The organism is Kitasatospora sp. NPDC008050, from assembly GCF_042957465.1.
Lineage (GTDB): Bacteria > Actinomycetota > Actinomycetes > Streptomycetales > Streptomycetaceae > Kitasatospora.
Map to the genome: position 1 here is coordinate 257,580 of NZ_JBIBIJ010000009.1, position 22,704 is coordinate 280,283.

Sequence of the window (22,704 nt, forward strand, 5' to 3'; positions counted from 1 at the left end):
CAGCGGCTAGGCTCGCCGGGTGGACCGTAAGAACATTCCCCATCCCGGATTCGCCGCCGATGACGGCAGCGCCGACCCGGCCCTCGCCCAGGCACTGGCCGACTGGTCGCAGCGGCCGGCCGCCGAGCCGGCCCTGTTGGCCGCGCTGCGCCAGGCCCGTCTGATGGTGCCGATCGTCGCGCTGCTCGGCGAGGTGGAGACGGATGCGGCAGGCCTCAGGCACGAGAAGACCAGCGACATGGCGGTCCCGGTGATCGAGGCCGCCGACGGCCGCCGGGCGCTGCCCGCGTTCACCTCGCTGGCCTCGCTGGCGGCCTGGCAGGCCGACGCGCGTCCCGCGCCGGTGAACGCGCCGCAGGCGGTGATGACGGCCTACGCCGAGCGGGCCGACACCCTGCTGATCGACCCGGCCGGTCCGGTGACCTACCAGCTGACCGGCGCGCGGATGCGTGCGGTGGCCGAGAACCGGGCCTGGCTGCCGCCGGTGCACGACCCCGAGGTGCTGGACGCGCTGCGCGCGCTGCTGGCCGCCGAGCCGCAGGTGCGCCGGGCCGAGCTGACCCCGGGCGAGGTGACCGACGCGGTGCTCGGGCTCGCGCCGGCGGACGGCACCGATGTGCCGGCGCTGGCCCAACGGCTGGCCGCGGTGCTGGCGGCGGACCCGGTGCTGCGGGTGCGTCTCACCCGTGGCCTGGACCTCGCACTGCTGCCCGCCGGCGCGGAGCCGACGGGCAGCGGTTTCTACGAGGCCGAGTGACGGTCGGGGAGTACCGGGAACAGCCGGTCGGTCTCAGGAGTAGACGGGCCCGGTGAACTTCTCGCCCGGCCCGGTGCCCGGCGCGTCCGGCACCATCGAGGCCTCGCGGAAGGCCAGCTGGAGCGAGCGCAGTCCGTCGCGCAGCGGGGCGGCGTGGAAGTTGCTGATCTCCGGGGCGCCCGCGGTCACCAGGCCGGCCAGCGCGGTGATCAGCTTGCGGGCCTCGTCCAGGTCCTTGTCCTTCTCGCCGCCCTCGGCCAGACCGCACTTGACGGCCGCCGCGCTCATCAGGTGCACCGCGACGGTGGTGATCACCTCGACCGCCGGTACCTCGGCGATGTCGCGGGTCAGGTCGTCGTACCCGACGGTCTCGTCGAAGGACTCGGAAGCGTTGTCGGGCTGGCTGCTCAAGGAAGGCTCATTCCCTCGGGGTGGATCCGTTTACCCCTGGGAGGGTACCGGCAGACAGTGCTGTCGCCCGTAGTGTAAAGTGGCTTAACGACCGGCTGAGCGCTTCACCGTGCCCGGCCAGCAAGTGGAGGCTCCACCCAGGAGGCCCGAGAGGGCAACCGCGACAGTCTCCCACCCGATCGACCTCCGGGTCGACGGGTCCCGGTCCGCGACAGCAGCCGTTCGGCCGTGCGTCGCCGAGCAGCGCCCCTCACCGGGCGCAGCCCCCGGAAGTGTGGAGCCCCGCTTGTACGAGCGGGGCTTTTTTCGTGCCGCGGTGCTTCGGAGTACCGAACGGCAGCGCAGCACGAATGAAGCCCCGCCCAGTGGTCGAAGTCCACTACGTGCGACCGCCTCCCTGACGGCCGCATCGCAGAAGGTGCAACCAAGGAGGCCCCATCAGCACCGAGCCCCGCATCAACGACCGGATTCGCGTCCCCGAGGTGCGACTCGTCGGTCCCAGTGGCGAGCAGGTCGGCATTGTGCCGCTTGCCAAGGCGCTGGAGCTTGCGCAGGAGTACGACCTCGACCTGGTCGAGGTCGCGGCGACCGCCCGGCCGCCGGTGTGCAAGCTCATGGACTACGGCAAGTTCAAGTACGAGTCGGCCATGAAGGCCCGTGAGGCGCGCAAGAACCAGGCGCACACGGTCATCAAGGAGATGAAGCTCCGGCCGAAGATCGACCCGCACGACTATGACACCAAGAAGGGTCACGTCGTTCGGTTCCTCAAGCAGGGCGACAAGGTCAAGATCACGATCATGTTCCGTGGTCGCGAGCAGTCCCGCCCCGAGCTGGGCTTCCGACTGCTGCAGCGGCTGGCCAACGACGTCCAGGACCTGGGCTTCGTGGAGTCCTCGGCCAAGCAGGACGGCCGTAACATGATCATGGTTCTCGGCCCGCACAAGAAGAAGACCGAGGCGATGGCCGAGGCCCGTGCGGCGCAGGACGCCCGCAAGGCCGAGCGGCTGGGCCGTGGCGCCCAGGCCGACGAGGGCGACGAGGTCGAGGACGCTGACGCGACGTTGGCCGACGACGTCGAGCTGACCGACGATGTCGAGCTGACCGACGCCGAGCACAGTGACGACGCAGACCAGGCCGCCGAGGCGGTCCAGGACCAGGCGGAGGCCGGCGACACCGCCGCCACCGCCGAGCAGCCGGCCGAGGTCGCTCAGGACGCCTGAGCCTTCGGGCTTGGGCTCGGGTGATCCGGCCACCGCGGTCCCGGGGCTCCCGTCCCGGTGACCGGAGAACACCAAGCGCTCGGGCCCGCGTGGCAACGCGCGGGCCAGAGCGGACCGACGAGGAGATACGGCGACATGCCGAAGCAGAAGACGCACAGTGGCGCCAGCAAGCGCTTCAAGATCACGGGCTCTGGCAAGGTGCTCCGCGAGCGCGCTGGCAAGCGCCACCTCCTGGAGCACAAGTCCTCCAGGGTGACCCGCCGTCTGACCGGCACCGCCGAGATGGCCCCCGGCGACACCAAGACGATCAAGAAGCTTCTCGGTAAGTGATCGCCCGCCGCGGCCCTGTCGGCCGCGGAGCCCGGCTGATCCTTTCCGACCGATTCGATTGACGGACCACGTGAAGTAGTCCGTGGTCCAACCCCTAGGAGTAATGAAGTGGCACGCGTCAAGCGGGCAGTGAACGCCCACAAGAAGCGCCGGGTCATCCTTGAGCGGGCCAGCGGTTACCGCGGCCAGCGGTCGCGCCTGTACCGCAAGGCCAAGGAGCAGGTCACCCACTCGCTCGTTTACAACTACAACGACCGCAAGAAGCGCAAGGGCGACTTCCGTCAGCTCTGGATCCAGCGCATCAACGCTGCGGCCCGTGCCAACGGCATGACCTACAACCGCTTCGTGCAGGGCCTCAAGGCCGCCAGCATCGAGATCGACCGCAAGATGCTGGCCGAGCTGGCCGTGAACGACGCCAACGCGTTCGCCGCGCTGGTCGAGGCCGCCCAGAAGGCGCTGCCGACCGACGTCAACGCGCCGAAGGTCGCCGCTGACGCCGCCTGATCCACCGCAGTACCCGGACCCGCAGGCTCTTCGCGAGCCTGCGGGTCTTTTTGAAGGTCCGCCGGCAGGACCTCCCCCCACCCCGTCGAAAGTGACCATGGCCAGCACCGACACTCCCCAGCTCAGCTCGCTCCGCTCGCCGCGGGTGATCGCCGCCCGCAAGCTGGCCCGGCGCGCCCAGCGCGGCAAGGACCGCCGCTTCCTGGCCGAGGGCCCGCAGGCGGTCCGTGAGGCGGTGGCCTACGGCCTGCTGCCGGGCGGGCGGGAGCACGCGGTGGTGGAGATCTACCTCACGCCGGAGGCCGCCGAGCGGCACGGCGAGATCGTCGCCGCCGCCCGGGCGGTCGACCTGCCGGTGCTGACCGCCACCGACGAGGTGATCGCCGACATCTGCGACACCGTCACCCCCCAGGGCATCGTGGCGCTCTGCCGCTTCCTGGACACCCCCTTCGCCGAGGTGCTGAAGGCCCGTCCCAAGCTCGTCGCGGTGCTGGCCAACGTCCGCGACCCCGGCAACGCCGGGACCGTGCTGCGCACCGCGGACGCCGCCGGTGCGGACGCCGTGGTGCTCACCGACGCCTCGGTGGACCTCTACAACCCCAAGGCCGTGCGCGCCTCGGTCGGCAGCCTCTTCCACCTGCCGGTGGCCGTCGGCGTGCCGATCGAGCAGGTGGTGGCCGAGCTCAAGGCCAACGGGGTGCGGGTGCTGGCCGCCGATGGTGCGGGGGAGCGGGACCTGGACCAGGAGCTGGACGAGGGCACGCTGGGCGCCCCGAGCGCCTGGATCTTCGGCAACGAGGCCTGGGGGCTGCCGGAGGAGACGCGCTCGCTGGCCGACGAGGTGGTGCGCGTGCCCATTCACGGTCACGCCGAGAGCCTCAACCTCGCCACCGCCGCCGCCGTCTGCCTCTATGCCTCCGCTCGCGCACAGCGTTCGCCCGCAGGCTGTCGCGAGCCGGGTACGGAGCGCTAGGGTCAGTCTGACAACACGGTCCTACGGGCGAGGGCCGGGCCGGGCGGGGGCCCAGTCGGGTGTGCGGTCCACCTGGGGACGCGGCGCACGGATCGGCGGATCGGGAGGGCTCTCATGAGCGGCGGCGAGGAGTGGCGGCCGGCCGTGCCGGCTTCCCCACCGCTGGACCCCGACGAGCTGCCGGACGGCCTGGTGATCGCCGATCAGGCCGGCCGGGTGATCTGCTTCAACCGCGCCGCCGCCCGGCTGACCGGCATCAGCGGCCCCGCCGTGCTCGGCCGCCCGCTGACCGAGGCGCTGCCGCTGGAGGACCTGGACGGCCGTCGCTGGTGGCAGCTGACCGACCCGTACGGCGGGCTCGCGATCCGCACCCGCCAGCCCGAGCGCAACCTGCTGCTGGCCGGTGCCAATCGCGAGCTGCTGGTCTCCGCCTCCTACCTGCGCGAGCGCCCGCGCGGCCCGTTGCGCCAGGTGGTGGTCGCGCTGCGCGGCACCGAGGCCCGCCGGCGCACCGAACGCGCGCACGCCGAGCTGATCGCCACCGTGGCGCACGAGTTGCGCTCGCCGCTGACCAGCGTCAAGGGCTTCACCGCGACCCTGCTGAGCAAGTGGGAGCGTTTCACCGACGGCCAGAAGCGGCTGATGCTGGAGACGGTGAACTCGGACGCCGACCGGGTCACCCGGCTGATCGCCGAGCTGCTGGACATCTCCCGGATCGACGCGGGCCGGCTGGAGGTCCGCAAGCAGGTGGTGGACCTGGCGGCCGCGGTGCGCCGGCACGTCGAGGGCAAGGTGGCCGCCGGGATCGGGCCCGAGCGGTTCGACATCCGGCTCGCCGAGGGCCTGCCGCAGCAGTGGGCGGACCCGGACAAGATCGACCAGGTGCTCGCCAACCTGCTGGAAAACGCGGTGCGGCACGGCGAGGGAACTGTCACCATCGAGGTGGCGCCGGCCAAGGAGATCGTCGAGGCCGCCGGCTGGGAACACCCGGGCACCCCGCCCCGGATCGTGGAAGGAACGGCGGTCACCGTGAGCGACGAGGGCAGCGGCATCCCGGAGGAGTCGATGCCGCGCGTCTTCACCCGCTTCTGGCGCGGTAGCAAGCGCGGCGGCACCGGCCTGGGTCTCTACATCGTCAAGGGCATCGTCGAGGCGCACGGCGGGACGATCCGGATCGACCGCGCGCCCGGTGGCGGCGCCCGGTTCCGATTTATCCTGCCCGCCGGGGTGCCCGACTTCATGGTCTGACCACAGACCTCCAAGGGGCCCGGCGGGCTGCCAGGGCCTCTCGTATGGATCTTGCCGGGCGTGCGACAACATCCATACGAGAGGCCCTCGCACCGGCCGAAAACCAGGCGGTGTGCGCCCTGCGACTACACTCGACCTGGTGTAACGCCCTGTGCGGCCGAGCCGCGGACACCCTCCCCGCCCGATCCGGCGGGGTCTGCCTGCCCGCTGCCCGGCCACGCAGGACGTGGCGGTTGCGTATCCGCGGTTGCATATCCGAGCACGGACGAGCAGGAGCACGGGAAAGATAGAGATGTCGGCACCCAACAAGTCCTACGACCCGGTAGAGGTTGAGGCATTGAAGCCGGAAGAGGTCGAGCGTGCCCGGGACGAGGCCGTCGCGGCCTTCGCCGCCGCCACCAGCCTGGAGGAGCTGAAGCAGGCCAAGGTCGCGCACACCGGCGACCGCTCCGCGCTCTCGCTGGCCAACCGCGAGATCGGCGCGCTGCCCCCGCAGGCCAAGGCCGCGGCCGGCAAGCTGATCGGCCAGGCCCGCGGCGCGGTCAACCAGGCGCTGGCGAAGCGTCAGACGGAGCTGGAGGCCGAGCGCGACGCGCGCGTGCTGGTCGAGGAGGCGGTGGACGTCACGCTGCCCTTCGACCGCGCCCCGCGCGGTGCCCGGCACCCGCTGACCACGCTGGCCGAGCGGATCGAGGACACCTTCGTCGCGATGGGCTACAGCATCGCCTCGGGTCCCGAGGTCGAGGCCGAGTGGCTCAACTTCGACGCGCTCAACCTGGGCCCCGACCACCCCGCGCGCTCGATGCAGGACACCTTCTTCGTCGCGGCCGGCGACGGCTCGCCCGACTCGGGCCTGGTGCTGCGCACCCAGACCTCGCCGGTGCAGATCCGCGCGATGCTCGACAAGCAGCCGCCGCTGTACGCCGTCTCGGTCGGCCGGGTCTACCGCACCGACGAGCTGGACGCCACCCACACCCCGGTCTTCCGCCAGGTCGAGGGCATCGCGGTGGACGAGGGCATCACCTTCGCCGACCTCAAGGGCACCATCGAGCTGCTGGTCGGCAAGCTGATCGGGGACGAGCTGGAGCTGCGCTGGCGGCCCTCGTACTTCCCGTTCACCGAGCCGAGCGCCGAGGTGGACCTGGAGTGCTTCGTCTGCCGGGGCGCCAGCGTGGGCAACCCGGACGCGCCGTGCCGCACCTGCTCCTCCGAGGGCTGGATCGAGCTGGGCGGCTGCGGCGTGGTCAACCCGCGAGTGCTGATCGCCGCCGGGGTGGACCCCGAGCGCTACAGCGGTTTCGCCTTCGGCCTGGGCCTGGAGCGAATCCTGATGAACCGTCACAACGTCGCGGACATGCGCGACATGGTCGAGGGTGACGTGCGTTTCACTCTCCCGTTCGGGATGGAGATCTGATGCGCGTCCCGCTTTCCTGGCTGCGCGAGTACGTCGACCTGCCCGCCGGTGTGACCGGTCGGGAGCTGGCCGAGAAGCTGATCCGGGCGGGCCTCGAGGTCGAGACCGTCGAGCAGCTCGGCGCCGACCTCAAGGGTCCGCTGGTGGTCGGCGAGGTGCTGTCGATCGAGGAGCTGACCGGCTTCAAGAAGCCGATCCGGCACTGCTTCGTCAACGTCGGCGACGCCAACGGCACCGGCGAGCCGCAGGAGATCGTCTGCGGTGCCCGCAACTTCGCGGTCGGCGACAAGGTGGTCGTGGTGCTGCCCGGCGCCGTGCTGCCCGGCCCGTTCCCGATCGCCGCGCGGCAGACCTACGGCCAGACCTCGGCCGGCATGATCTGTTCGGCCCGCGAGCTCGGCATGGGCGATGCCGCCCCGAACGGGGAAAAGGATGCCGGCATCATCGTGCTGCCCTCGCACTACGAGCCCGGCACCGACGCGATCGAGCTGCTGGAGCTGGTCGACGAGGTGCTGGACATCGCGGTCACCCCCGACCGCGGCTACTGCCTGTCGATGCGCGGGGTGGCCCGCGAGGCCGCCGCCGCGTACGGGCTGCCGCTGGCCGACCCGGCGCTGCTCGACGTGCCGCCGGCCAACTCCTTCGGCTACCTGGTCAAGGTCGCCGACCCGGTCGGCTGCGACCGCTTCGTGGCCCGCACCGTGACCGGCATCGACCCGGGCGCCAAGTCGCCGATCTGGCTCCAGCGCCGCCTGCAGAAGATGCACGTCCGCCCGATCTCGCTGACCGTCGACATCACCAACTACGTGATGCTGGAGGTCGGCCAGCCGCTGCACGCCTACGACCGCAGCCGGGTGGACGGTCCGATCCAGGTGCGCCGCGCGCTCGCCGGGGAACGGCTGACCACGCTGGACGGCGCCAAGCGCGAACTGTCCACCGAGGACCTGCTGATCTGCGACAACTCCGGGCCGATCGGCCTGGCCGGGGTCATGGGCGGCGCTTCCACCGAGATCCTCGACCCCGTGGTGGACCCGGAGACCGGCGAGGTCACCGGCTCGACCGAGGTGATCATCGAGGCGGCGCACTTCGACCCGGTGGCCATCGCCCGCAGCGCCAAGCGGCACAAGCTGCCCTCCGAGGCCTCCAAGCGCTTCGAGCGCGGCGTGGACCCGGAGGCCACCCGGGCGGCCGCGCAGCGCGCCGTCGACCTGCTGGTGCTGATCGCCGGCGGCACCGCCGAGGCCGGGGTCACCGACATCGCGGCCCCGCACCCGGTGCGCACCATCACCATCGCGGCGGACCTGCCGGACCGGGTGGCGGGCATGGTGTACGGCCGCGAGACCGTCACCCGCCGGCTGCAGGAGGTGGGTTGCTCGGTGGCGGGCGCCGACCTGCTGGAGGTCACCCCGCCGACCTGGCGCCCCGACCTGACCGACCCCAACGACCTGGCGGAGGAGGTGATCCGGCTGGAGGGCTACGACAATGTCCCCGTCCGGATGCCCACCGTGCCGCCGGGCCAGGGGCTCACCGCCGCCCAGCGCCGGCACCGCCGGGTGGGCGTGGCGCTGGCCGGTGCCGGCTACGCCGAGGTGCACAACTACCCGTTCCTCGGTGCCGCGGCCTTCGACGGCCTGGGCCTGGACGCGGACGACGTGCGCCGGCGCACCGTCAAGCTGGTCAACCCGCTGAACGACGAGGAGCCGGCGCTGCGCACCACGCTGCTGCCGGGCCTGCTCGGCGCGCTGCGGCGCAACATCGGGCGCGGCAACACCGACCTGGCGCTCTTCGAGACCGGTCTGGTCTTCCTGCCCGAGGCCGAGCAGCAGGTCGCCCCCCGGCCGGCGGTCGACCGCCGGCCGAGCGACGAGGAGATCGCCGCGCTGAACGCCGCGCTGCCGCGCCAGCCGCTGCGGGTGGCCGTCGCGCTGGCCGGGGAGCGGCTGCCCTCCGGCTGGTGGGGCAAGGGCGAGCAGGCGAGCTGGGCGGACGCCGTCGAGGCGGCCCGCACGGTGGCGCGCGCGGCCGGTGTGGAGCTGACGGTCCGCCAGGGCCAGTACGCGCCCTGGCACCCGGGCCGCTGCGCCGAGCTGCTGGTGGCCGGCACCGACCGGGTGGTCGGCCACGCCGGCGAGCTGCACCCGCGGGTGGTCAAGGCGCTGCACCTGCCCGAGCGCACCGCGGTCGCCGAGATCGACCTCGACCTGCTGAGCGCCGACGGCGAGCGGACGGTCGAGGGCCCGACGGTCTCCGGCTACCCGGTCGCCACCCAGGACGTGGCGCTGATCGTGGACGCCGCGGTGCCGGCCGCCGAGGTGGAGGCCGCGCTGCGCGAGGGCGCGGGCGAACTCCTGGAGGCGATCCGGCTGTTCGACGTCTTCACCGGTGAGCAGGTGGGCGAGGGCAAGAAGTCGCTGGCCTACGCGCTGCGTTTCCGGGCCACCGACCGCACGCTGACGGCCGACGAGGCCTCGGCGGCACGCGAGAGCGCGGTGGCCACCGCGCTGGCGCGCACCGGCGCGGTGCTGCGCGGGGCGTAGCGGTCAGGCGTTGCGGCAGGGCGTTGCGGCGGGAGCCGGTGGCCAGGTGGCCACCGGCTCCCGCCGTTTGGGCCGGTGGAAAAACCCCTTGGTCGCATGGGCGTTCGGCCTGCTAGCGTCTGCGGCGTGCCGAAGCTGAATCAGATCATCGCCGTCGAAAAGGGCGTCAAGTCCAAGTCGTTCCAGGAGCTGACCCAGGCCCACCAGGACCTGCAGAAGCCCGCGCTGCTGGCGGGGATCTCCCGGACCTACCAGCCCAAGGACGAGGAGGGCGAGCAACTGCCGCCCGAGTCCACCCGGGTGCAGGTCAAGGCCGAGGACATCATGCGGGCCACCGCGGCGACGCTGACCCGGCTGTTCGACGTCACGGCCACCAAGGACTGGGCCAACCGCAGCGCGGCCGCCGACGTGGTGGTGGACGGACAGGTGCTGCTCGCCCAGGTGCCGGTGCCCTACCTGCTCTTCCTGGAGAAGCAGCTCACCGACCTGTTCACCTTCGTGCGCAAGCTGCCGGTGCTGGACGCGGCGGAGTCCTGGAACCTGGACCCGTCCACCGACTCCTGGAAGACCGATGCGGTGCGCACCATCCGCACCAAGAAGGTGCCGCGCAACCACGTGAAGGCCGAGGCCACGGAGAAGCACCCGGCGCAGGTCGAGGTCTACTACGAGGACATCCCGGTCGGCTACTGGACCACGGTGAAGTTCTCCGGCGCGCTGCCGGCCCGACGGGTCAACGAGCTGCAGGAGCGGGTCGAGAAGCTCCAGCAGGCCGTCAAGTTCGCCCGCGAGGAGGCCAACGGCGTCGAGGTCACCGACCAGCGGGTGGGTGACGCGGTATTCGGCTACCTGTTCCGGTAGCCTCATGATCGCCCCTCGTGCGAGCGGGGGGTGCGCTGAAGAGCGCAAGCTGACACTGATGTTGAAGCTGATACCGAGGTCCCCGTGGGGGTTCGAATCCCTCTCCCGGCACCACCTGCCGGGGTAGCCCAAGCAGGCAGAGGCAGCCTCGTCAATCTCAGACTCTCGCTCCAGTCTCAGCATTCGCCGCCGAACACCGGATCGACCGGGTGCGGACGAACATCGACGAATGCGGGTTCGAATCCCGCCTGCGCCGCTCTCCATGGCTCGGTAGTTCAACGGTAGAACGCGTCGGTTTCAAGATGATCCGCACTCTTCAACGTGCCGGTGTGAGCAATTGGGCGGCACCAGGGAGCCCGGGGGCAGGCCACGCCCCCGGGCTCCGTCGCGTCCTGCGGTTCGTTCGCGGGTCGGGCAGCTCAGACGCCGGCCGAGTAGTCGTAGAAGCCGCGCCCGGACTTGCGCCCGAGCAGGCCCGCGTCGACCATCCGGGAGAGCAGCGGCGGGGCCGCGTACAGCGGCTCCTTGTACTCGGAGTACATCGAGTCCGCGATCGAGGCGATGGTGTCCAGACCGATCAGGTCGCACAGGCGCAGCGGGCCCATCGGGTGGGCGCAGCCGGCCTCCATGCCCTTGTCGATGTCAGCGGCGGTGGCCACGCCGGACTCGAACATCCGCACCGCGGAGAGCAGGTAGGGGACCAGCAGGGCGTTGACCACGAAACCGGCCCGGTCGCGGGCCCGGATCGGCTCCTTGTCCAGGACCTGGATGGCGAAGGTCTCGACCCGGGTGGTGGTCTCGGCGGAGGTGGTCAGGGTGGGGATCACCTCGACCAGGCGCTGCACGGGGGCGGGGTTGAAGAAGTGCAGACCGATCACCTGCTCGGGGCGGGAGGTGGCGGCCGCCAGCTTGACGATCGGGATCGAGGAGGTGTTGGAGGCGATGATCGCATCGCGCCGGCGCACCACCTGGTCGAGGGTCTGGAAGATCTGGATCTTGATGTCCTCGCGCTCGGCGACCGCCTCGACCACCAGGTCACGGTCCGCGAAGTCGGCGAGATCGGTGGTGAAGTTCAGCCGGGACAGCGCCTGCTCACGCTGCTCCTCGGTGAGCTTGCCGCGCTTGACGGCGGTCTCCAGCGAGTTGGTCAGCCGGGTGCGGCCCAGCTCCAGGGCCTCGCCGGTGGCCTCCGAGACCAGCACGTCCAGCCCTGCCCGGGCGAAGACCTCGGCGATGCCCGATCCCATGAGTCCGCAGCCGACCACTCCGACGCGCGCGATGTCGCTCACTCAACTTGCCTTTCCGAGTTACCAGCGGGGCGGGGTCGCCACCCGTGCTACCCGACGTTACTACTTGTCGGTAGCGGTCCGGTCGCGGACCCCTGGAGAACGGCTACGCCGTTCGCATGAGCCGCGCTCTCCCGCCCGTGTGGTCGAAGGGGCCGGGCCCGCGCAGCCACCATGCTGTCCGACAGGACGGGGCCGTGGGCTCATCGGCGGGTACGGGGCAGAGGAGCTGCGATGCGCGGCGGTTCGCTGGCGGGACAGGTGGCACTGGTCACCGGTGCGGGGCGGGGGCTGGGCCGGGCGATCGCGCTGGGCCTGGCGGCCGAGGGCATGGCGGTGGGGCTGCTCGGCCGCACCCGGGAGACGCTCACCGACACGCTCAAGGCCTGTGTCCGGATCGGCGCCAGGGGCGTCGCGGTGCCCGCGGACGTGGCGCGGCCCGGCGCGGTGCGCGAGGCGGTGCGCAGCGTCGAGCGGGACCTGGGGCCGGTGGACCTGCTGGTCAACAACGCCGGGCAGATCGACCAGGCCGAGGTGCCGTTCTGGGAGGCGGACCTCGGGCAGTGGTGGCAGGTGGTGGAGGTCAACCTGCGCGGCCCGGCCAACATGCTGCGCTGTGTGCTGCCCGGCATGGTGGCGCGCCGACGCGGGCGGGTGCTCAACCTCAACTCCGGCCTCGCGGTGGGCCGGGACAGCAACTACACCGCCTACGCCACCTCCAAGGGCGCGCTGCTGCAGCTCTCCGGCAACATCTCCGACTCGCTCTCCGCGCACGGCGTGGTGGTCCTGGACATCAGCCCGGGGCCCTCGCCCACCGACATGACGGCCAGGATGCCGCGGTTCGCCGGGATGAAGGAGTGGAACAGCCTGCCCTATCTGGCCGCGATCGCGGTGGACACCGCGCGCGGGCGGTTCGACGCCCTGCACGGGCGGTTCCTGCACGCCGGGCAGGACAACCTGGAGTCGCTGGTGGCGCAGGCCGCCGAGATCCGGGCGGCCGACGCCCGGACCCTGCGGCTGCGCCCGTACGGCCCGGGCGATCCGCTGGCCTGAGTGGGGACCCACCGTAGTCGTGGTCCAGAGGCAGGGTCAGGAGCAGAGCTGGCTGGCCGTCACCGCGCTCAGGCCGCGCTGCTGGAGCGCCTCCAGCACGGCCGGCAGCGCGTCCACCGTGCCCTGGTGGCCCATGTGCAGGGCGACGATGGAACCGGGCTTGATCGAGCCGAGCATCCGGCGCTGGATCACCTCCGCACCCGGGTCGGCGTAGTCGCGCGGGTCCAGGCCGTAGGAGAGGCAGTGCTCGTAGCCGGCCTTGCGGGCCTGGGCCTTCACCCGGGCCGTGGCGAACTGCGCGGCCGAGGGGCGGAACCACCGCCCGATCGAGCCGGTCAGCGCCTTGATCCGGTCCGCGCAACCGGCGATCTCGGCATAGGCCTGGTCCGCCGAGAGCGAGGAGATGTCCAGGTGGTTGAGGGTGTGGTTGCCCAGCTCGTGGCCGCCGTCCAGGATCCGCCTGGCCATCTGCGGCTGCTGGTCCAGCCAGCTGCCGACCACCAGCACGGTGACCTTGGCGCCGTGCTGCTCGGCCGCCGTCAGCAGGGCGGTGGCCAGCCGGGGGTCGCCCTGCCCGTGGAAGGTCAGCGCGACCTGCGGGCGGTCGGACGGCCCGCTGATCACCTCGGCCGGAGTGTTCGCGGCCAGCGGCGGCTGCTCCGGCGCGCTGGGCGAAGCGCCGGCGCTCTCGGCGGACGGTGCGCCGCTCACGGCGGCGCTGGGCGTCGCGGCCGGGATCCGGTTGGGCGTCAGCACCGTCGGGGCGCCCGGCGTGGGGCTCGGGTGCGCCGGGTGCTCCGAGGCGGCGGCCCCGCCACCGGTGGCGGCCTCCTGGCCGCAGCCGGTGAGCAGGCCGCCGGCCGCGGTCAGAGTGGCCAGCTGGGCGGTGGTCCGCAGGATGCTGCGGCGGTTCACACTCATCGCGCACCAGCATAAAGAGGGACGAATCGCCGTGCGAGCCGGCGAACGCCGCGTCGGCCGCGAGCCGCCCGGTTGGTGACGCTGCGTCAGAGCCGGAAGACCCCGTAGGAGAACCCCCGGGCGCGCACCGCCGCGCCCTCGGCCGTCACCCCGTGGACCAGCAGCGGCTCGGCCACACGCCCCGCGAGCTGCGGCAGGGCCAGCTCGGCCGGCGCGCGGCGCGGGTTGACCACCACCAGATGGCGCTCACCGCGCAGGTAGGCGAACGGGTAGCCGTCGCTGAGCGCGGTCACCGCGCAGCCCGTGCCGAGCTCGGGCGTGTCGCGGCGCAACCGGATCAGCCGCTGGACGTGGCCCAGCGGCGAGTCGGGGTCCAGCCGCTGGGCGGCGACGTCCGGGCGCTGCGGGTCCGGGTCCAGCGGGAGGTAGAAGTCGGCGGGGGCGGCGCCGGAGAAGCCGGCGCCCGGGCCCTGGTCCCACTGCATCGGAGTGCGTGAGCCCTGGCGCGCCTCGGTACCGAACTGGCTGCCCTCCTTGTCGGGCAGGCCGGGCACGTAGCGCATGCCGATCTCGTCGCCGTAGTAGATCACCGGCAGGCCGGGCCAGGTCAGCAGGAAGGCGAAGGCACAGGCCAGCTGCTCACGGGTGCGCGGGCCGCAGGCCAGCCGGGAGAAGTCGTGGTTGGCGGTGGGCAGGGCCACCAGTCCGCGTCCCTCGATCGCGGCCTCGGCGCTCCGCCAGGCGGTCAGGAACTCGGCCATCGAGCCGTCGCCCTCCGGATCGAAGTAGCAGGGCTCGCCGTGCGCCCAGCTGCCCTGGCTGCCGGTGCCGTTGTCCCACAGCGAGCGCAGCCCGCGCCCGGCGAAGTGCAGGAAGAAGTCCGCGTGCAGCCCGGCGGGGACCGAGCGGGCCGGGTCGCCCCACTCGGCGATCAGCACCCGGTCGGGGTACTCGCGGTCCAGCCAGCCGCGCATCTCGCCCCAGAGCTTGGCGGTCTCCAGGTGCCCGGGGTCGTCCTTGACCAGCGAGGCGGCCATGTCCACCCGGAAGCCGGCCACCCCGAGGTCGAACCAGTGCGCCATGACCTCGCGCAGCGCGGCCCGGTTGGCCCGCGGGCCCGGCGCGTCCACCGGGCTGCGCCAGGGCTCGGCCGGGTCGGGCCGGGCGTAGCCGAAGTTGAGGGCGGGCTGGATCGGATAGAAGTTGGCCCGGTAGAAGCCGCCGCGCCGGCCCTGGTTGGGGATCCACTCGTGCACCGGGGCGGTGATCCGCTCGGACCAGATGTAGCGGTCGTCCGTGGGGTCCTGGGCGGCGTGCCGGAACCACGGGTGGCGGTGCGAGGTGTGACCGGGCACCAGGTCGAGCAGCACCCGGATGCCGTGCTCGCCGGCCGCCCGGACCAGCTCGACGAGGTCCTGGTTGCTGCCGTAGCGCGGGGCGATGGTCAGATAGTCGGCCACGTCGTAGCCCGCGTCGCCGAACTCGGAGCTGAAGCACGGGCTGAGCCACAGGGCCGTCACCCCGAGGGCGGCCAGGTGGTCCAGGCGGGCGGTGACGCCGGGCAGGTCGCCGATGCCGTCACCGTTCGAATCGGCGAAGGACTGCGGGTAGATCTGGTAGAGGACGGCGTCGGCGAGCCAGCTGGGGACGGCGGGCTGACGGGCGCTCAGGGGGGCCATGGCCTGCTCCTCCTCGGTGGGGGTACCGCGAGAAGCCGCCAGCGTAGCGGCGTGGGCCTGCGCTGTCCGCCGATCCGGTCAGGTTTCCCGCAACCCGGTGAGGTGGGCGAAGACCACCACGTTGGCGGTGTAGTCGCGGCGCTTGCGGTCGTAGACGCCGCCGCAGGTGATCAGCCGCAACTGCGCGTCCGGGGCCTTGCCGTAGACCCGGTCGTCCGGGAACTGGTCCTTGGGGAAGACCTCGACGCTGTCCACCGTGAAGGAGGCGGTCACCTTGTCGTCCCGGGCGATGTCGAGGGTGACGCCCTTGGTGAGCGAACTCAGGCTCCAGAAGACGGCGGGCGCCGTCTTGGTGTCGACGTGGCCCAGCACGATCGCGGTGCCCTTGTTGCCCGGCACCGTGCCGGCCTGGTACCAGCCGACCAGGTTGGTGTCGTTCGGCGGCGGCGGGTTCAGCACCCCGCCCGGTCCCAGCCCCAGACCGGTGAAGGGGGCGTTGACGCCGATGATCGGGATGGTCAGCCGGACGGGGTGCGCGTCGGGCACCACACGGGCGGGGGCACGGCGCACGGGGGAGGCGCTCGCGCTCGCGCTGGGCGAGGCGGCCGCGACGGCTCTGGTCTGCGGCGGGAGCGGGGGCGGCGAGCCGGAGTGGCGGATCATGACCAGGCCGAGCAGGCAGGCGCCCACGGCGGCGAACAGCACGCTGCGGCGCCGGCGGCTGAGCGCATCGGTGGCGGGCGGGTCACCGTTCGGGTCGGCGTGGTTGCCCATGGCGGGACCTTTCTGCGAGACGGGGGCGGGGCAGCGCTGGGCGGTGCGGAGCGGGGGGCGGACGCGGTGCGGGGCGAGGGTGGACGCGGGGCGGCGAGCACCCCGCGCGCCGTGCCACCGCCGGGGACAGGGCGGTGGCACGGCGCGTGCGGGGAGCGGTCGCTCAGTACTCGCTCGGCCGGCGGCGGCGCAGCGCGAGCGCACCCACGCCGATGCCGCCGGCCAGCAGCGCCGCGCCGGTGACCGCGCTGCCGCTGTTCAGCGCCGCGAATCCGCCACCGGTGTGCACGCCGCCGTGCGGGCGGCGGCCGTCCTCGTCCTTGCCCTTGTCCTCGTCCTTGCCCTTGTCCTTGTCCTTGCCGTCCCAGCGCTTGTCCCGGTCCTTGTCGCGGTCCTCGCCGCGCTTGTCATCGGCCTTCTTGTCGTCGGCCTTCTTGTAGCCGTCCTCCGCCTTCTTCTCGTCGTCGGTGGTGGACGTGCTCGTCGAGGAGGTCGCGGGACGGCCGCCGTGGGCGGCGGGGTTGGTGTCCGCGAAGGCGACGGCGGGGGCGGCCAGGCTCAGCGCGGCAGCGGAGAGGGTGGCAGCGGCCAGGTGACATACACGACGCATGAGTGAATTCCCTTCGCACCGCACGACGGACGGGCCGACGGTCCGTCGGCCTGGGGAACATCCGGGGGTGCATGCTCCACCGTCCGCTGCGTCAGGTGACCGTGCCACTACACAGCGTGCGAACGTGTGACGATCGGTTCGCAGCGTCGGTTTTCCGCTCACGGTGGGTGAGGCCGGGCGGGTGCATCCTGGAGGGGAGCGCTGGAGGTGACGGTGATGACACAGACGCTGGTCGGTTGGCACATCGAGCTGGAGTTCGCCGAGCAGGAGAGCCACACCAGGGCGGCGGCCATGGTCAGACTGCCGGACGGACGGGAGCTGCGGGCCCATGGCGACACCAGCCGCCACCCCGCCGATCCGGAGCAGTTGCGGGTGGGTGAGGAGGTCGCGGCCGCCCGGGCCCTGCAGGACCTGGCCCGTCAGCTGTTGGACAAGGCCCATCTGGAGATCGACGAACTCGGTGCGGTGCCGAGCTATCCCCTGATGTAGGGCGCGGGCGCGGCGGCGCCGTTCTGTTCTGTACCTGACGAATCAACATGGACATGACTGGGTACGGTCTCCGCTTGTGAGATCTCACCGCATCCGTCCGGTGGCCGCCTTCGCCACCGTGTTGCTCGCATTCGCCGCCGCGCTGCTCGCCCCTGCCGGCGCGGCCTGGGCCGGCACCGTCCACAACGGTGTCAGCCAGCCCGTGTACTCCTATGCCAACGCCGTCCGGGAGACCGTCTGGGTCGACACCGGCCTGGACGGGGAGGGCAACGGCCACCGGGACCGGGTGGCCGCCGACATCATCCGGCCCAGCGAACCGGCGGCGGCCGGCCGGAAGATACCCGTGATCATGGACGCCAGCCCGTACTACAAATGCTGCGGGCGCGGCAACGAGGACCAGGTCAAGACCTATGACGCGAAGGGCCATCCGGTCCAGTTCCCGCTCTACTACGACAACTACTTCGTGCCGCGCGGCTACGCCGTCGTGCTGGTCGACCTGGCCGGCACCAACCGTTCGGACGGCTGCGTGGACGTCGGCGGCACCTCGGATGTGACCAGTGCGAAGGCCGTGATCGACTGGCTGAACGGACGGGCCACCGGCTACAGCGCCCGCAGCGGCGGCAGCGCGGTCAAGGCCGGCTGGTCCAACGGCTCGGTCGGCATGATCGGCAAGTCCTGGGACGGCACCATCGCCAACGGCGTGGCGGCCACCGGGGTCGCGGGCCTCAAGACGATCGTGCCGATCTCCGCGATCAGCTCGTGGTACGACTACTACCGCTCCGAGGGCGCCCCGCTGTACGGCGGCACCCCCGCGGACCTGTCCAGCCTGGTCGAGGACCCGGCCACCACCAGCACCTGCGCGGCCGAACAGTCCACGCTGGCGGCCGGCGCTCCCTACGACGGCGACTGGACGCCGCTGTGGCAGCAGCGCGACTACGTGGCCAACGCGGCCAAGGTCAAGGCCAGCGTCTTCGTGGTGCACGGGATGCAGGACCTCAACGTCCGGACCGTCAACTTCGGGCAGTGGTGGGACGCGCTGGCCTCGAACGGGGTGCAGCGCAAGATCTGGCTCTCCCAGACCGGGCACGTCGACCCGTTCGACTACCGGCGCAGCGACTGGGTGGACACTCTGCACAGCTGGTTCGACCACTATCTGATGGGCGTGGACAACGGGATCCAGAACGCGCCGATGGCCGACATCGAGCGGGCCCCCGATCAGTGGTCCACCGACGCGACCTGGCCCGCGCCCGGCACCGTGCAGAGCACCGTGCACCTCAACCCCGCTACCCTGGGCGGCTCTTCGAACAGCGGGACGGTCTCCTTCACCGACGACCCGAGCCAGGACGAGAACGCCTGGGCGGCCCAGGTCGACCAGGTCACCCCGGACAAGACGGCCTTCACCACCGGGGTGCTCACCAAGGACCTGCGGCTGTCCGGCAGCGGCTCGGTGAGCCTGACGGTGACCCCGAGCACCAGCAGCGCCCACCTCAGCGCGGTGCTGGTGGACCTCGGCCCGGCCACCATCCGCAACTACCAGGCCGACGGGGCGGGCATCACCACGCTGACCACCCGCTCCTGCTGGGGCGAGAGCACGGCCGGTGACAGCGCCTGCTACCTGGACACGGCGGCGGACACCACGCAGGTCGACGCGACCGTCTTCAGCCGGGGCTGGGCGGACCTGGGGCACTACGCGGGGCTGGACCACACGGTCGCGCTGACGCCCGGCACGCCGTACCGGATGACCGTGAAACTGGCGGCCACCGACCATGTGGTGCCGGCCGGGCACCGGCTGGCGCTGATCGTGGCGGGCACCGACAACGGGCTGATCGACCCGCCGGACACCCAGCCGACCCTCAGCGTCGACCTGGCCGACTCCTCGCTCCAACTGCCGCTGGTCGGCGGCGCTCCGCACCTGCCGGTCGGCACCGCGCCGACGGCCCGGGCCGCGGTCGTGCCGCAGGCGCACCGTCAGGCGCCGCACCAGGTGGCGGACTTCCGGTAGCGACCCGGTGGGCGGCGCCCGGGTTCAGGGGGCGCCGCCCAGGGAGCGACCGGATCACCAGAGCGGGGCGACCCGCTCGCCGGTGGCCGCCCGGTGGACGGCGATGGCCTCCATCGGGCACAGCTCGGCGGCGTCGGTGACCTCGTCCACGGCGTCGCTGCGCGGCCGGCGCGGGCGGGCCCGGCCGTCCGGGCCGAGTTCGAGGTCGGCGGGCGCGGTGGCGGCACAGAGCCCGGTGCCCACGCAGCGGGCCCGGTCCACCGAGACCACCACCTCCTGCTCGGCGCTCACCAGGTCACCGGCAGGCTCTGTGGGCTGCGGGTGAGCAGGCCGGTGCGCCAGGCGATCCGGCCGGTCGGTACCGCCAGCCGCAGCTCGGGCAGCCGCTGGGCCAGGCGGTGCAGGGCCAGCTCCAGCTCCATCCGGGCCAGCCAGGCGCCCAGGCAGTGGTGCGGCCCGGCGCCGAAGGTCAGGTGCGGCGGGTTCGGCTGGTCGAACAGGTTCGTGCGCCAGTCGCCGGGATAGGTCTCGGGGTCGTGGTTGGCGGCGAAGGTGTCGGCGGCGACCACGTCGCCGGCTGAGATCAGCACCCCGCCTATCTCGACGTCCGCGACCGCCCGGCGCAGCAGGCCCGGCGCGACGATGCGGTCGCCGAGCGGCACCGCGCGCAGCAGTTGCTCGGCCACCGTGGCCGCCTGCTGCTCGCTGCCCGCCAGTTCGTGCCAGGCCTGGCGGTTCTCGTCGAGCAGGTACACCAGTGCGTTGCCGAGCGAGGTGATGGTGGTCTCGTGACCGGCCACCACCAGCCCGACGACCAGGGTGACGATCTGCGGCTCCGTCACCTCGCCGTCCTGGTCGGCCGCCTGGACCAGCGAACTCACCAGGTCGTCGCCCGGCTTGAGGCGGCGCTCGGCCACCAGCTGGGCCGCGAACGCGCCGAACTCCCGCATCGCGGTCCGCACTTCCTGCGGGGTGTAGGCGCTGGTGGCCAGCGCCTGGTCGCTCCAGTGCGCCAGCCGTTCGAAGTCGACCCCGTCCAGGCCCATCAGACGGCTGATCACCGCGACCGGCAGCGGCCGGCTGAAGGCGGCGACCAGGTCCACCGGGTGCTCGGCCGCGGTCAGGCCGGTGAGCAGATCCTCCACCACCGAGGCCACCCAGGGCCGCCAGCGGGCGATCGCCCGGGGCGTGAAGGCCCGCTGCACGGTGCGGCGCAGGCGCTGGTGCTCGGGGCCGTCCAGGTTGAGCAGGCCGTCCGGCTCGTCCGTCAGGTTCGGGTACGGGGTCAGCCGAGGGGCGTCCGGGGCGTAGAGCTCGGCGCGGCCCAGGCGCGGGTCGGTGAGCACCTGGCGGACGTCGGCGTGCCGGCGCACCAGCCAGACCGGGGTGCCGGTGAGCAGTTCGGTGCGGGTGGGCGGTCCGGGTTCCAGGGCGCGCAGGCAGTGCAGCGGGATCAGCGGCTCGGCGGCGGGCGCGTCACGGTGATCGAGGGACACGGGATCCTCCAGGCGTTAGCGGCTCGCTACCGACGGTAAGGGGTTGTGCTCAGGTCAACCAGGAGGCGTACGAGCCAACTTGGGGCGCACTGCGGTGTGCGCAGGGCGCGCGCCGGCAGAGCGCCCTGCGCCCCTGCTTGCCGGGCCGCCCGGCCCGGGCGCATCGTGGAGGAAGGGCTCAGGAACGAGGTGTCCAGTGGCCTGGAAGCAGGCTGGTGCGCCGGACAGGCGGCCCGGGCCGGACGAGGCGACGGGCCCGGTGATCCGGACCGAGGCGCTGACCAAGGTCTATCCCAAGAGCGAGATCGCCGCAGTGGACCGGCTCGACCTCGTGGTGAACCGGGGTGAGCTCTTCGGCCTGCTCGGTCCCAACGGCGCCGGCAAGACCACCACCGTCGGAATGCTCACCACCCGGGTGATCCCGACCTCGGGCGGGGCCTGGATCGGCGGGATCGACGTGATCGCCCGCTCGACACTGGTCAAGCAGGTCATCGCGGTCCTCTCGCAGCAGAACACGCTGGACCGCTCGCTGACCGTGCGGGAGAACCTCACCTTCCACGGACTGCTCTTCGGCCTGCCGGGCCGCCTCGCCCGGCGCACCGCGGACGAGCTGCTGGAGCGCTTCCACCTCAGCCGCTGGGCGGACGCCTCGGTCTTCGCGCTCTCCGGCGGCATGGCCCAGCGGCTGATGGTGGCCCGGGCGATCTACCACCGCCCCGCCGTGCTCTTCCTGGACGAGCCGACCGCCGGGCTGGACCCGCAGAGTCGGCTCGCGCTCTGGGAGATCCTGGCCGAGCTGATCGCCGACGGCCAGACCATCCTGCTCACCACCCACAACATGGAGGAGGCCGACCAGCTCTGCGACCGGGTGGCGATCATCGACCACGGCCGGGTGCTGGCCCTGGACACCCCGGCCGCGCTCAAGGCGGCGGTGGACGCCGACACCGTGGTCACCGTGTCCGCTGCGGGGGAGCCGGCCGCGCTGGCCGAGCTGCTGAGCCGTGAGGTGGCCGGGGTCAACCGGGCCCGGCTGCTGCCCGGTGGGGTGGAGCTCCAGGTCAAGGGCGGCGCCAACCGGCTGCTGCCCCGGGTGCTGGGCGCGGCCGAGGCCGGCGGCTTCGAGGTGGCCGACCTGTCGGTGGCCGAGCCGACGCTGGAGACCGTCTTCATCAGCCTGACCGGGAAGGAGCTGAGGGACTGATGACCGCCACGACCGTACCCATGATCAGCGTCCGCCCGCCGCGCTCGGCCTTCGCCGCCTCCCGGGCGGCGCTCGGTGCCCTGATCAAGCGCGACCTGCTGGTGCTGCGCAAGAACTTCGGCGAGTTCGCCGGGCGGACCGTCATGCAGCCGTTGCTGCTGGTCTTCGTCTTCCTGTACGTCTTCCCGACCATCGGTCAGGGAGTGGGCTCGGGCGGCGGCCGCAGCGGGGAGTCCGACTTCGCCACCGTGCTGGTGCCCGGGGTGGTGGCGGTCACCATCATGTTCCAGGGCATCCAGTCGGTGGCGATCCAGCTCTCCCAGGAGTTCGGCTACACCCGGGAGATCGAGGACCGGGTGCAGGCGCCCTGCCCGCTCTGGCTGGTCGCGGTGGCCCGGGTGCTCTCCGGCTCGGCCCAGGGGCTGATCTCGGCGGTGCTGGTCTTCCCGATCGCGGCGGTGGTGCACGCGCCGGGAGTGCACGCGCACCTGTCGGTGCACTGGTGGGTGGTGATCACCCTGATCCCGCTGGCCTGCCTGGCCATGACCTCGCTCGGGCTGGTGCTCGGCACCACCTTCGAACCGCGCAACATCGGGCTGATGTTCGGCTTCATCGTGCTGCCGCTGGTCTTCCTCGGCGGCACCTACTACCAGTGGACCAAGCTGGGTGCCGTCCAGGTCGGCGGGTTCCACTGGCTGCAGACGCTGGTGCTGATCAACCCGCTGATCTACATCGCCGAGGGCATGCGGGCAGGCCTGACCGACGCCGCGCACCTGCAGCTGTATGTGGTCTACCCGGTGCTGATCGCGTTCTGCGTGATCTTCCTGAGCCTGGGGCTGCGCAACTTCAGGCGCCGGGTGCTGTCCTGAAACGCCCGGGGCCCGGCCACCGTGCGGTGGCCGGGCCCCGGGATCGCGTCGGGCGGTGCGCCGCCGGGAGTG

At 72.3% G+C, this 22,704-nt stretch carries 22 protein-coding genes; 14 read left to right on the forward strand and 8 right to left on the reverse strand.

All coding sequences use genetic code 11. The features are described 5' to 3' along the window. Window positions 1-19 precede the first annotated feature (19 nt). A complete protein-coding gene (locus ACFZB9_RS20165; protein ID WP_391448909.1) occupies window positions 20-757 on the forward strand; it encodes an SseB family protein in 738 nt (245 codons plus the stop codon). Window positions 758-790: 33 nt separating this feature from the next. Here ACFZB9_RS20165 and ACFZB9_RS20170 read toward each other — a convergent pair whose 3' ends face one another. After that, the gene (locus tag ACFZB9_RS20170) at window positions 791-1,168 is read right to left on the reverse strand and encodes a DUF1844 domain-containing protein (RefSeq protein ID WP_327070065.1); all 378 of its coding nucleotides are present in this window, start codon (window positions 1,166-1,168) and stop codon (window positions 791-793) included. 437 nt (window positions 1,169-1,605) lie between these two features. Between ACFZB9_RS20170 and infC the strand changes: the two genes are divergently transcribed. The 8 genes from infC to ACFZB9_RS20210 all read left to right on the forward strand — a co-directional run bounded on the left by infC (window position 1,606) and on the right by ACFZB9_RS20210 (window position 10,252). Next, window positions 1,606-2,388: a translation initiation factor IF-3 gene (gene infC / locus ACFZB9_RS20175; protein ID WP_391449038.1), complete on the forward strand. Its 783-nt coding sequence runs from the start codon at window positions 1,606-1,608 to the stop codon at window positions 2,386-2,388. 135 nt (window positions 2,389-2,523) lie between these two features. Next, a complete protein-coding gene (rpmI, locus tag ACFZB9_RS20180) occupies window positions 2,524-2,718 on the forward strand; it encodes a 50S ribosomal protein L35 (RefSeq protein ID WP_184934509.1) in 195 nt (64 codons plus the stop codon). Between the two features lie 108 nt (window positions 2,719-2,826). Next, window positions 2,827-3,222, forward strand: coding sequence for a 50S ribosomal protein L20 (rplT, locus tag ACFZB9_RS20185; protein WP_327070066.1), 396 nt, complete (start codon window positions 2,827-2,829; stop codon window positions 3,220-3,222). 97 nt (window positions 3,223-3,319) lie between these two features. Then, a complete protein-coding gene (locus ACFZB9_RS20190; RefSeq protein WP_391448912.1) occupies window positions 3,320-4,195 on the forward strand; it encodes a TrmH family RNA methyltransferase in 876 nt (291 codons plus the stop codon). Window positions 4,196-4,309: 114 nt separating this feature from the next. Further along, complete coding sequence (locus tag ACFZB9_RS20195; RefSeq protein WP_391448914.1) at window positions 4,310-5,443, forward strand: ATP-binding protein; 1,134 nt, start codon at window positions 4,310-4,312, stop codon at window positions 5,441-5,443. Between the two features lie 292 nt (window positions 5,444-5,735). After that, window positions 5,736-6,857, forward strand: a complete 1,122-nt coding sequence (gene pheS / locus ACFZB9_RS20200) for a phenylalanine--tRNA ligase subunit alpha (RefSeq protein WP_391448916.1) — start codon at window positions 5,736-5,738, stop codon at window positions 6,855-6,857. Next, a complete protein-coding gene (pheT, locus tag ACFZB9_RS20205) occupies window positions 6,857-9,394 on the forward strand; it encodes a phenylalanine--tRNA ligase subunit beta (RefSeq protein ID WP_391448918.1) in 2,538 nt (845 codons plus the stop codon). The genes pheS and pheT overlap by 1 nt, the downstream gene beginning before the upstream one ends. Window positions 9,395-9,520: 126 nt before the next feature. Then, on the forward strand, window positions 9,521-10,252 hold the full coding sequence (locus tag ACFZB9_RS20210) for a hypothetical protein (protein WP_391448920.1): 732 nt from the start codon (window positions 9,521-9,523) through the stop codon (window positions 10,250-10,252). Window positions 10,253-10,671: 419 nt separating this feature from the next. Here ACFZB9_RS20210 and ACFZB9_RS20215 read toward each other — a convergent pair whose 3' ends face one another. Then, window positions 10,672-11,541: a 3-hydroxybutyryl-CoA dehydrogenase gene (locus tag ACFZB9_RS20215; protein ID WP_391448922.1), complete on the reverse strand. Its 870-nt coding sequence runs from the start codon at window positions 11,539-11,541 to the stop codon at window positions 10,672-10,674. Window positions 11,542-11,772: 231 nt separating this feature from the next. On the opposite strand from ACFZB9_RS20215, the gene ACFZB9_RS20220 reads away from it, so the two are divergent. After that, window positions 11,773-12,591 carry an SDR family NAD(P)-dependent oxidoreductase gene (locus ACFZB9_RS20220; RefSeq protein WP_391448925.1) on the forward strand — a complete coding sequence of 273 codons (819 nt, stop codon included), beginning with the start codon at window positions 11,773-11,775 and terminating at the stop codon, window positions 12,589-12,591. A 36-nt stretch (window positions 12,592-12,627) separates the two neighbouring features. Here ACFZB9_RS20220 and ACFZB9_RS20225 read toward each other — a convergent pair whose 3' ends face one another. The 4 genes from ACFZB9_RS20225 to ACFZB9_RS20240 form a co-directional block, all read right to left on the reverse strand. After that, complete coding sequence (locus tag ACFZB9_RS20225) at window positions 12,628-13,512, reverse strand: polysaccharide deacetylase family protein (protein WP_391448927.1); 885 nt, start codon at window positions 13,510-13,512, stop codon at window positions 12,628-12,630. 86 nt (window positions 13,513-13,598) lie between these two features. Further along, window positions 13,599-15,191, reverse strand: a complete 1,593-nt coding sequence (locus tag ACFZB9_RS20230; RefSeq protein WP_391448929.1) for an alpha-amylase family glycosyl hydrolase — start codon at window positions 15,189-15,191, stop codon at window positions 13,599-13,601. 78 nt (window positions 15,192-15,269) lie between these two features. Then, a complete protein-coding gene (locus tag ACFZB9_RS20235; RefSeq protein ID WP_391448931.1) occupies window positions 15,270-15,965 on the reverse strand; it encodes a class F sortase in 696 nt (231 codons plus the stop codon). A 163-nt stretch (window positions 15,966-16,128) separates the two neighbouring features. After that, window positions 16,129-16,575 carry a hypothetical protein gene (locus ACFZB9_RS20240; protein WP_391448933.1) on the reverse strand — a complete coding sequence of 149 codons (447 nt, stop codon included), beginning with the start codon at window positions 16,573-16,575 and terminating at the stop codon, window positions 16,129-16,131. Window positions 16,576-16,791: 216 nt separating this feature from the next. On the opposite strand from ACFZB9_RS20240, the gene ACFZB9_RS20245 reads away from it, so the two are divergent. Beyond that, window positions 16,792-17,064 carry a DUF1876 domain-containing protein gene (locus tag ACFZB9_RS20245; RefSeq protein ID WP_391448934.1) on the forward strand — a complete coding sequence of 91 codons (273 nt, stop codon included), beginning with the start codon at window positions 16,792-16,794 and terminating at the stop codon, window positions 17,062-17,064. A gap of 76 nt (window positions 17,065-17,140) precedes the next feature. After that, entirely contained in the window at window positions 17,141-19,066 is a 1,926-nt protein-coding gene (locus tag ACFZB9_RS20250) for a Xaa-Pro dipeptidyl-peptidase (RefSeq protein WP_391448936.1), read from the forward strand. A gap of 54 nt (window positions 19,067-19,120) precedes the next feature. On the opposite strand, the gene ACFZB9_RS20255 is transcribed toward ACFZB9_RS20250, so the two are convergent. Both ACFZB9_RS20255 and ACFZB9_RS20260 read right to left on the reverse strand, forming a co-directional pair. Next, window positions 19,121-19,357, reverse strand: coding sequence for a ferredoxin (locus ACFZB9_RS20255; RefSeq protein WP_391448938.1), 237 nt, complete (start codon window positions 19,355-19,357; stop codon window positions 19,121-19,123). After that, window positions 19,354-20,562 (reverse strand): cytochrome P450, encoded by a 1,209-nt coding sequence (locus tag ACFZB9_RS20260; RefSeq protein WP_391448939.1) that lies wholly within the window; start codon window positions 20,560-20,562, stop codon window positions 19,354-19,356. The genes ACFZB9_RS20255 and ACFZB9_RS20260 overlap by 4 nt, the downstream gene beginning before the upstream one ends. Before the next feature lie 196 nt (window positions 20,563-20,758). Here ACFZB9_RS20260 and ACFZB9_RS20265 point away from each other — a divergent pair, with 196 nt between their 5' ends. Next, a complete protein-coding gene (locus ACFZB9_RS20265; RefSeq protein WP_391448941.1) occupies window positions 20,759-21,763 on the forward strand; it encodes an ATP-binding cassette domain-containing protein in 1,005 nt (334 codons plus the stop codon). Continuing rightward, a complete protein-coding gene (locus ACFZB9_RS20270) occupies window positions 21,763-22,632 on the forward strand; it encodes an ABC transporter permease (protein ID WP_391448943.1) in 870 nt (289 codons plus the stop codon). Before ACFZB9_RS20265 ends, ACFZB9_RS20270 begins: the two co-directional genes overlap by 1 nt. The last annotated feature ends 72 nt before the right edge of the window (window positions 22,633-22,704 follow it).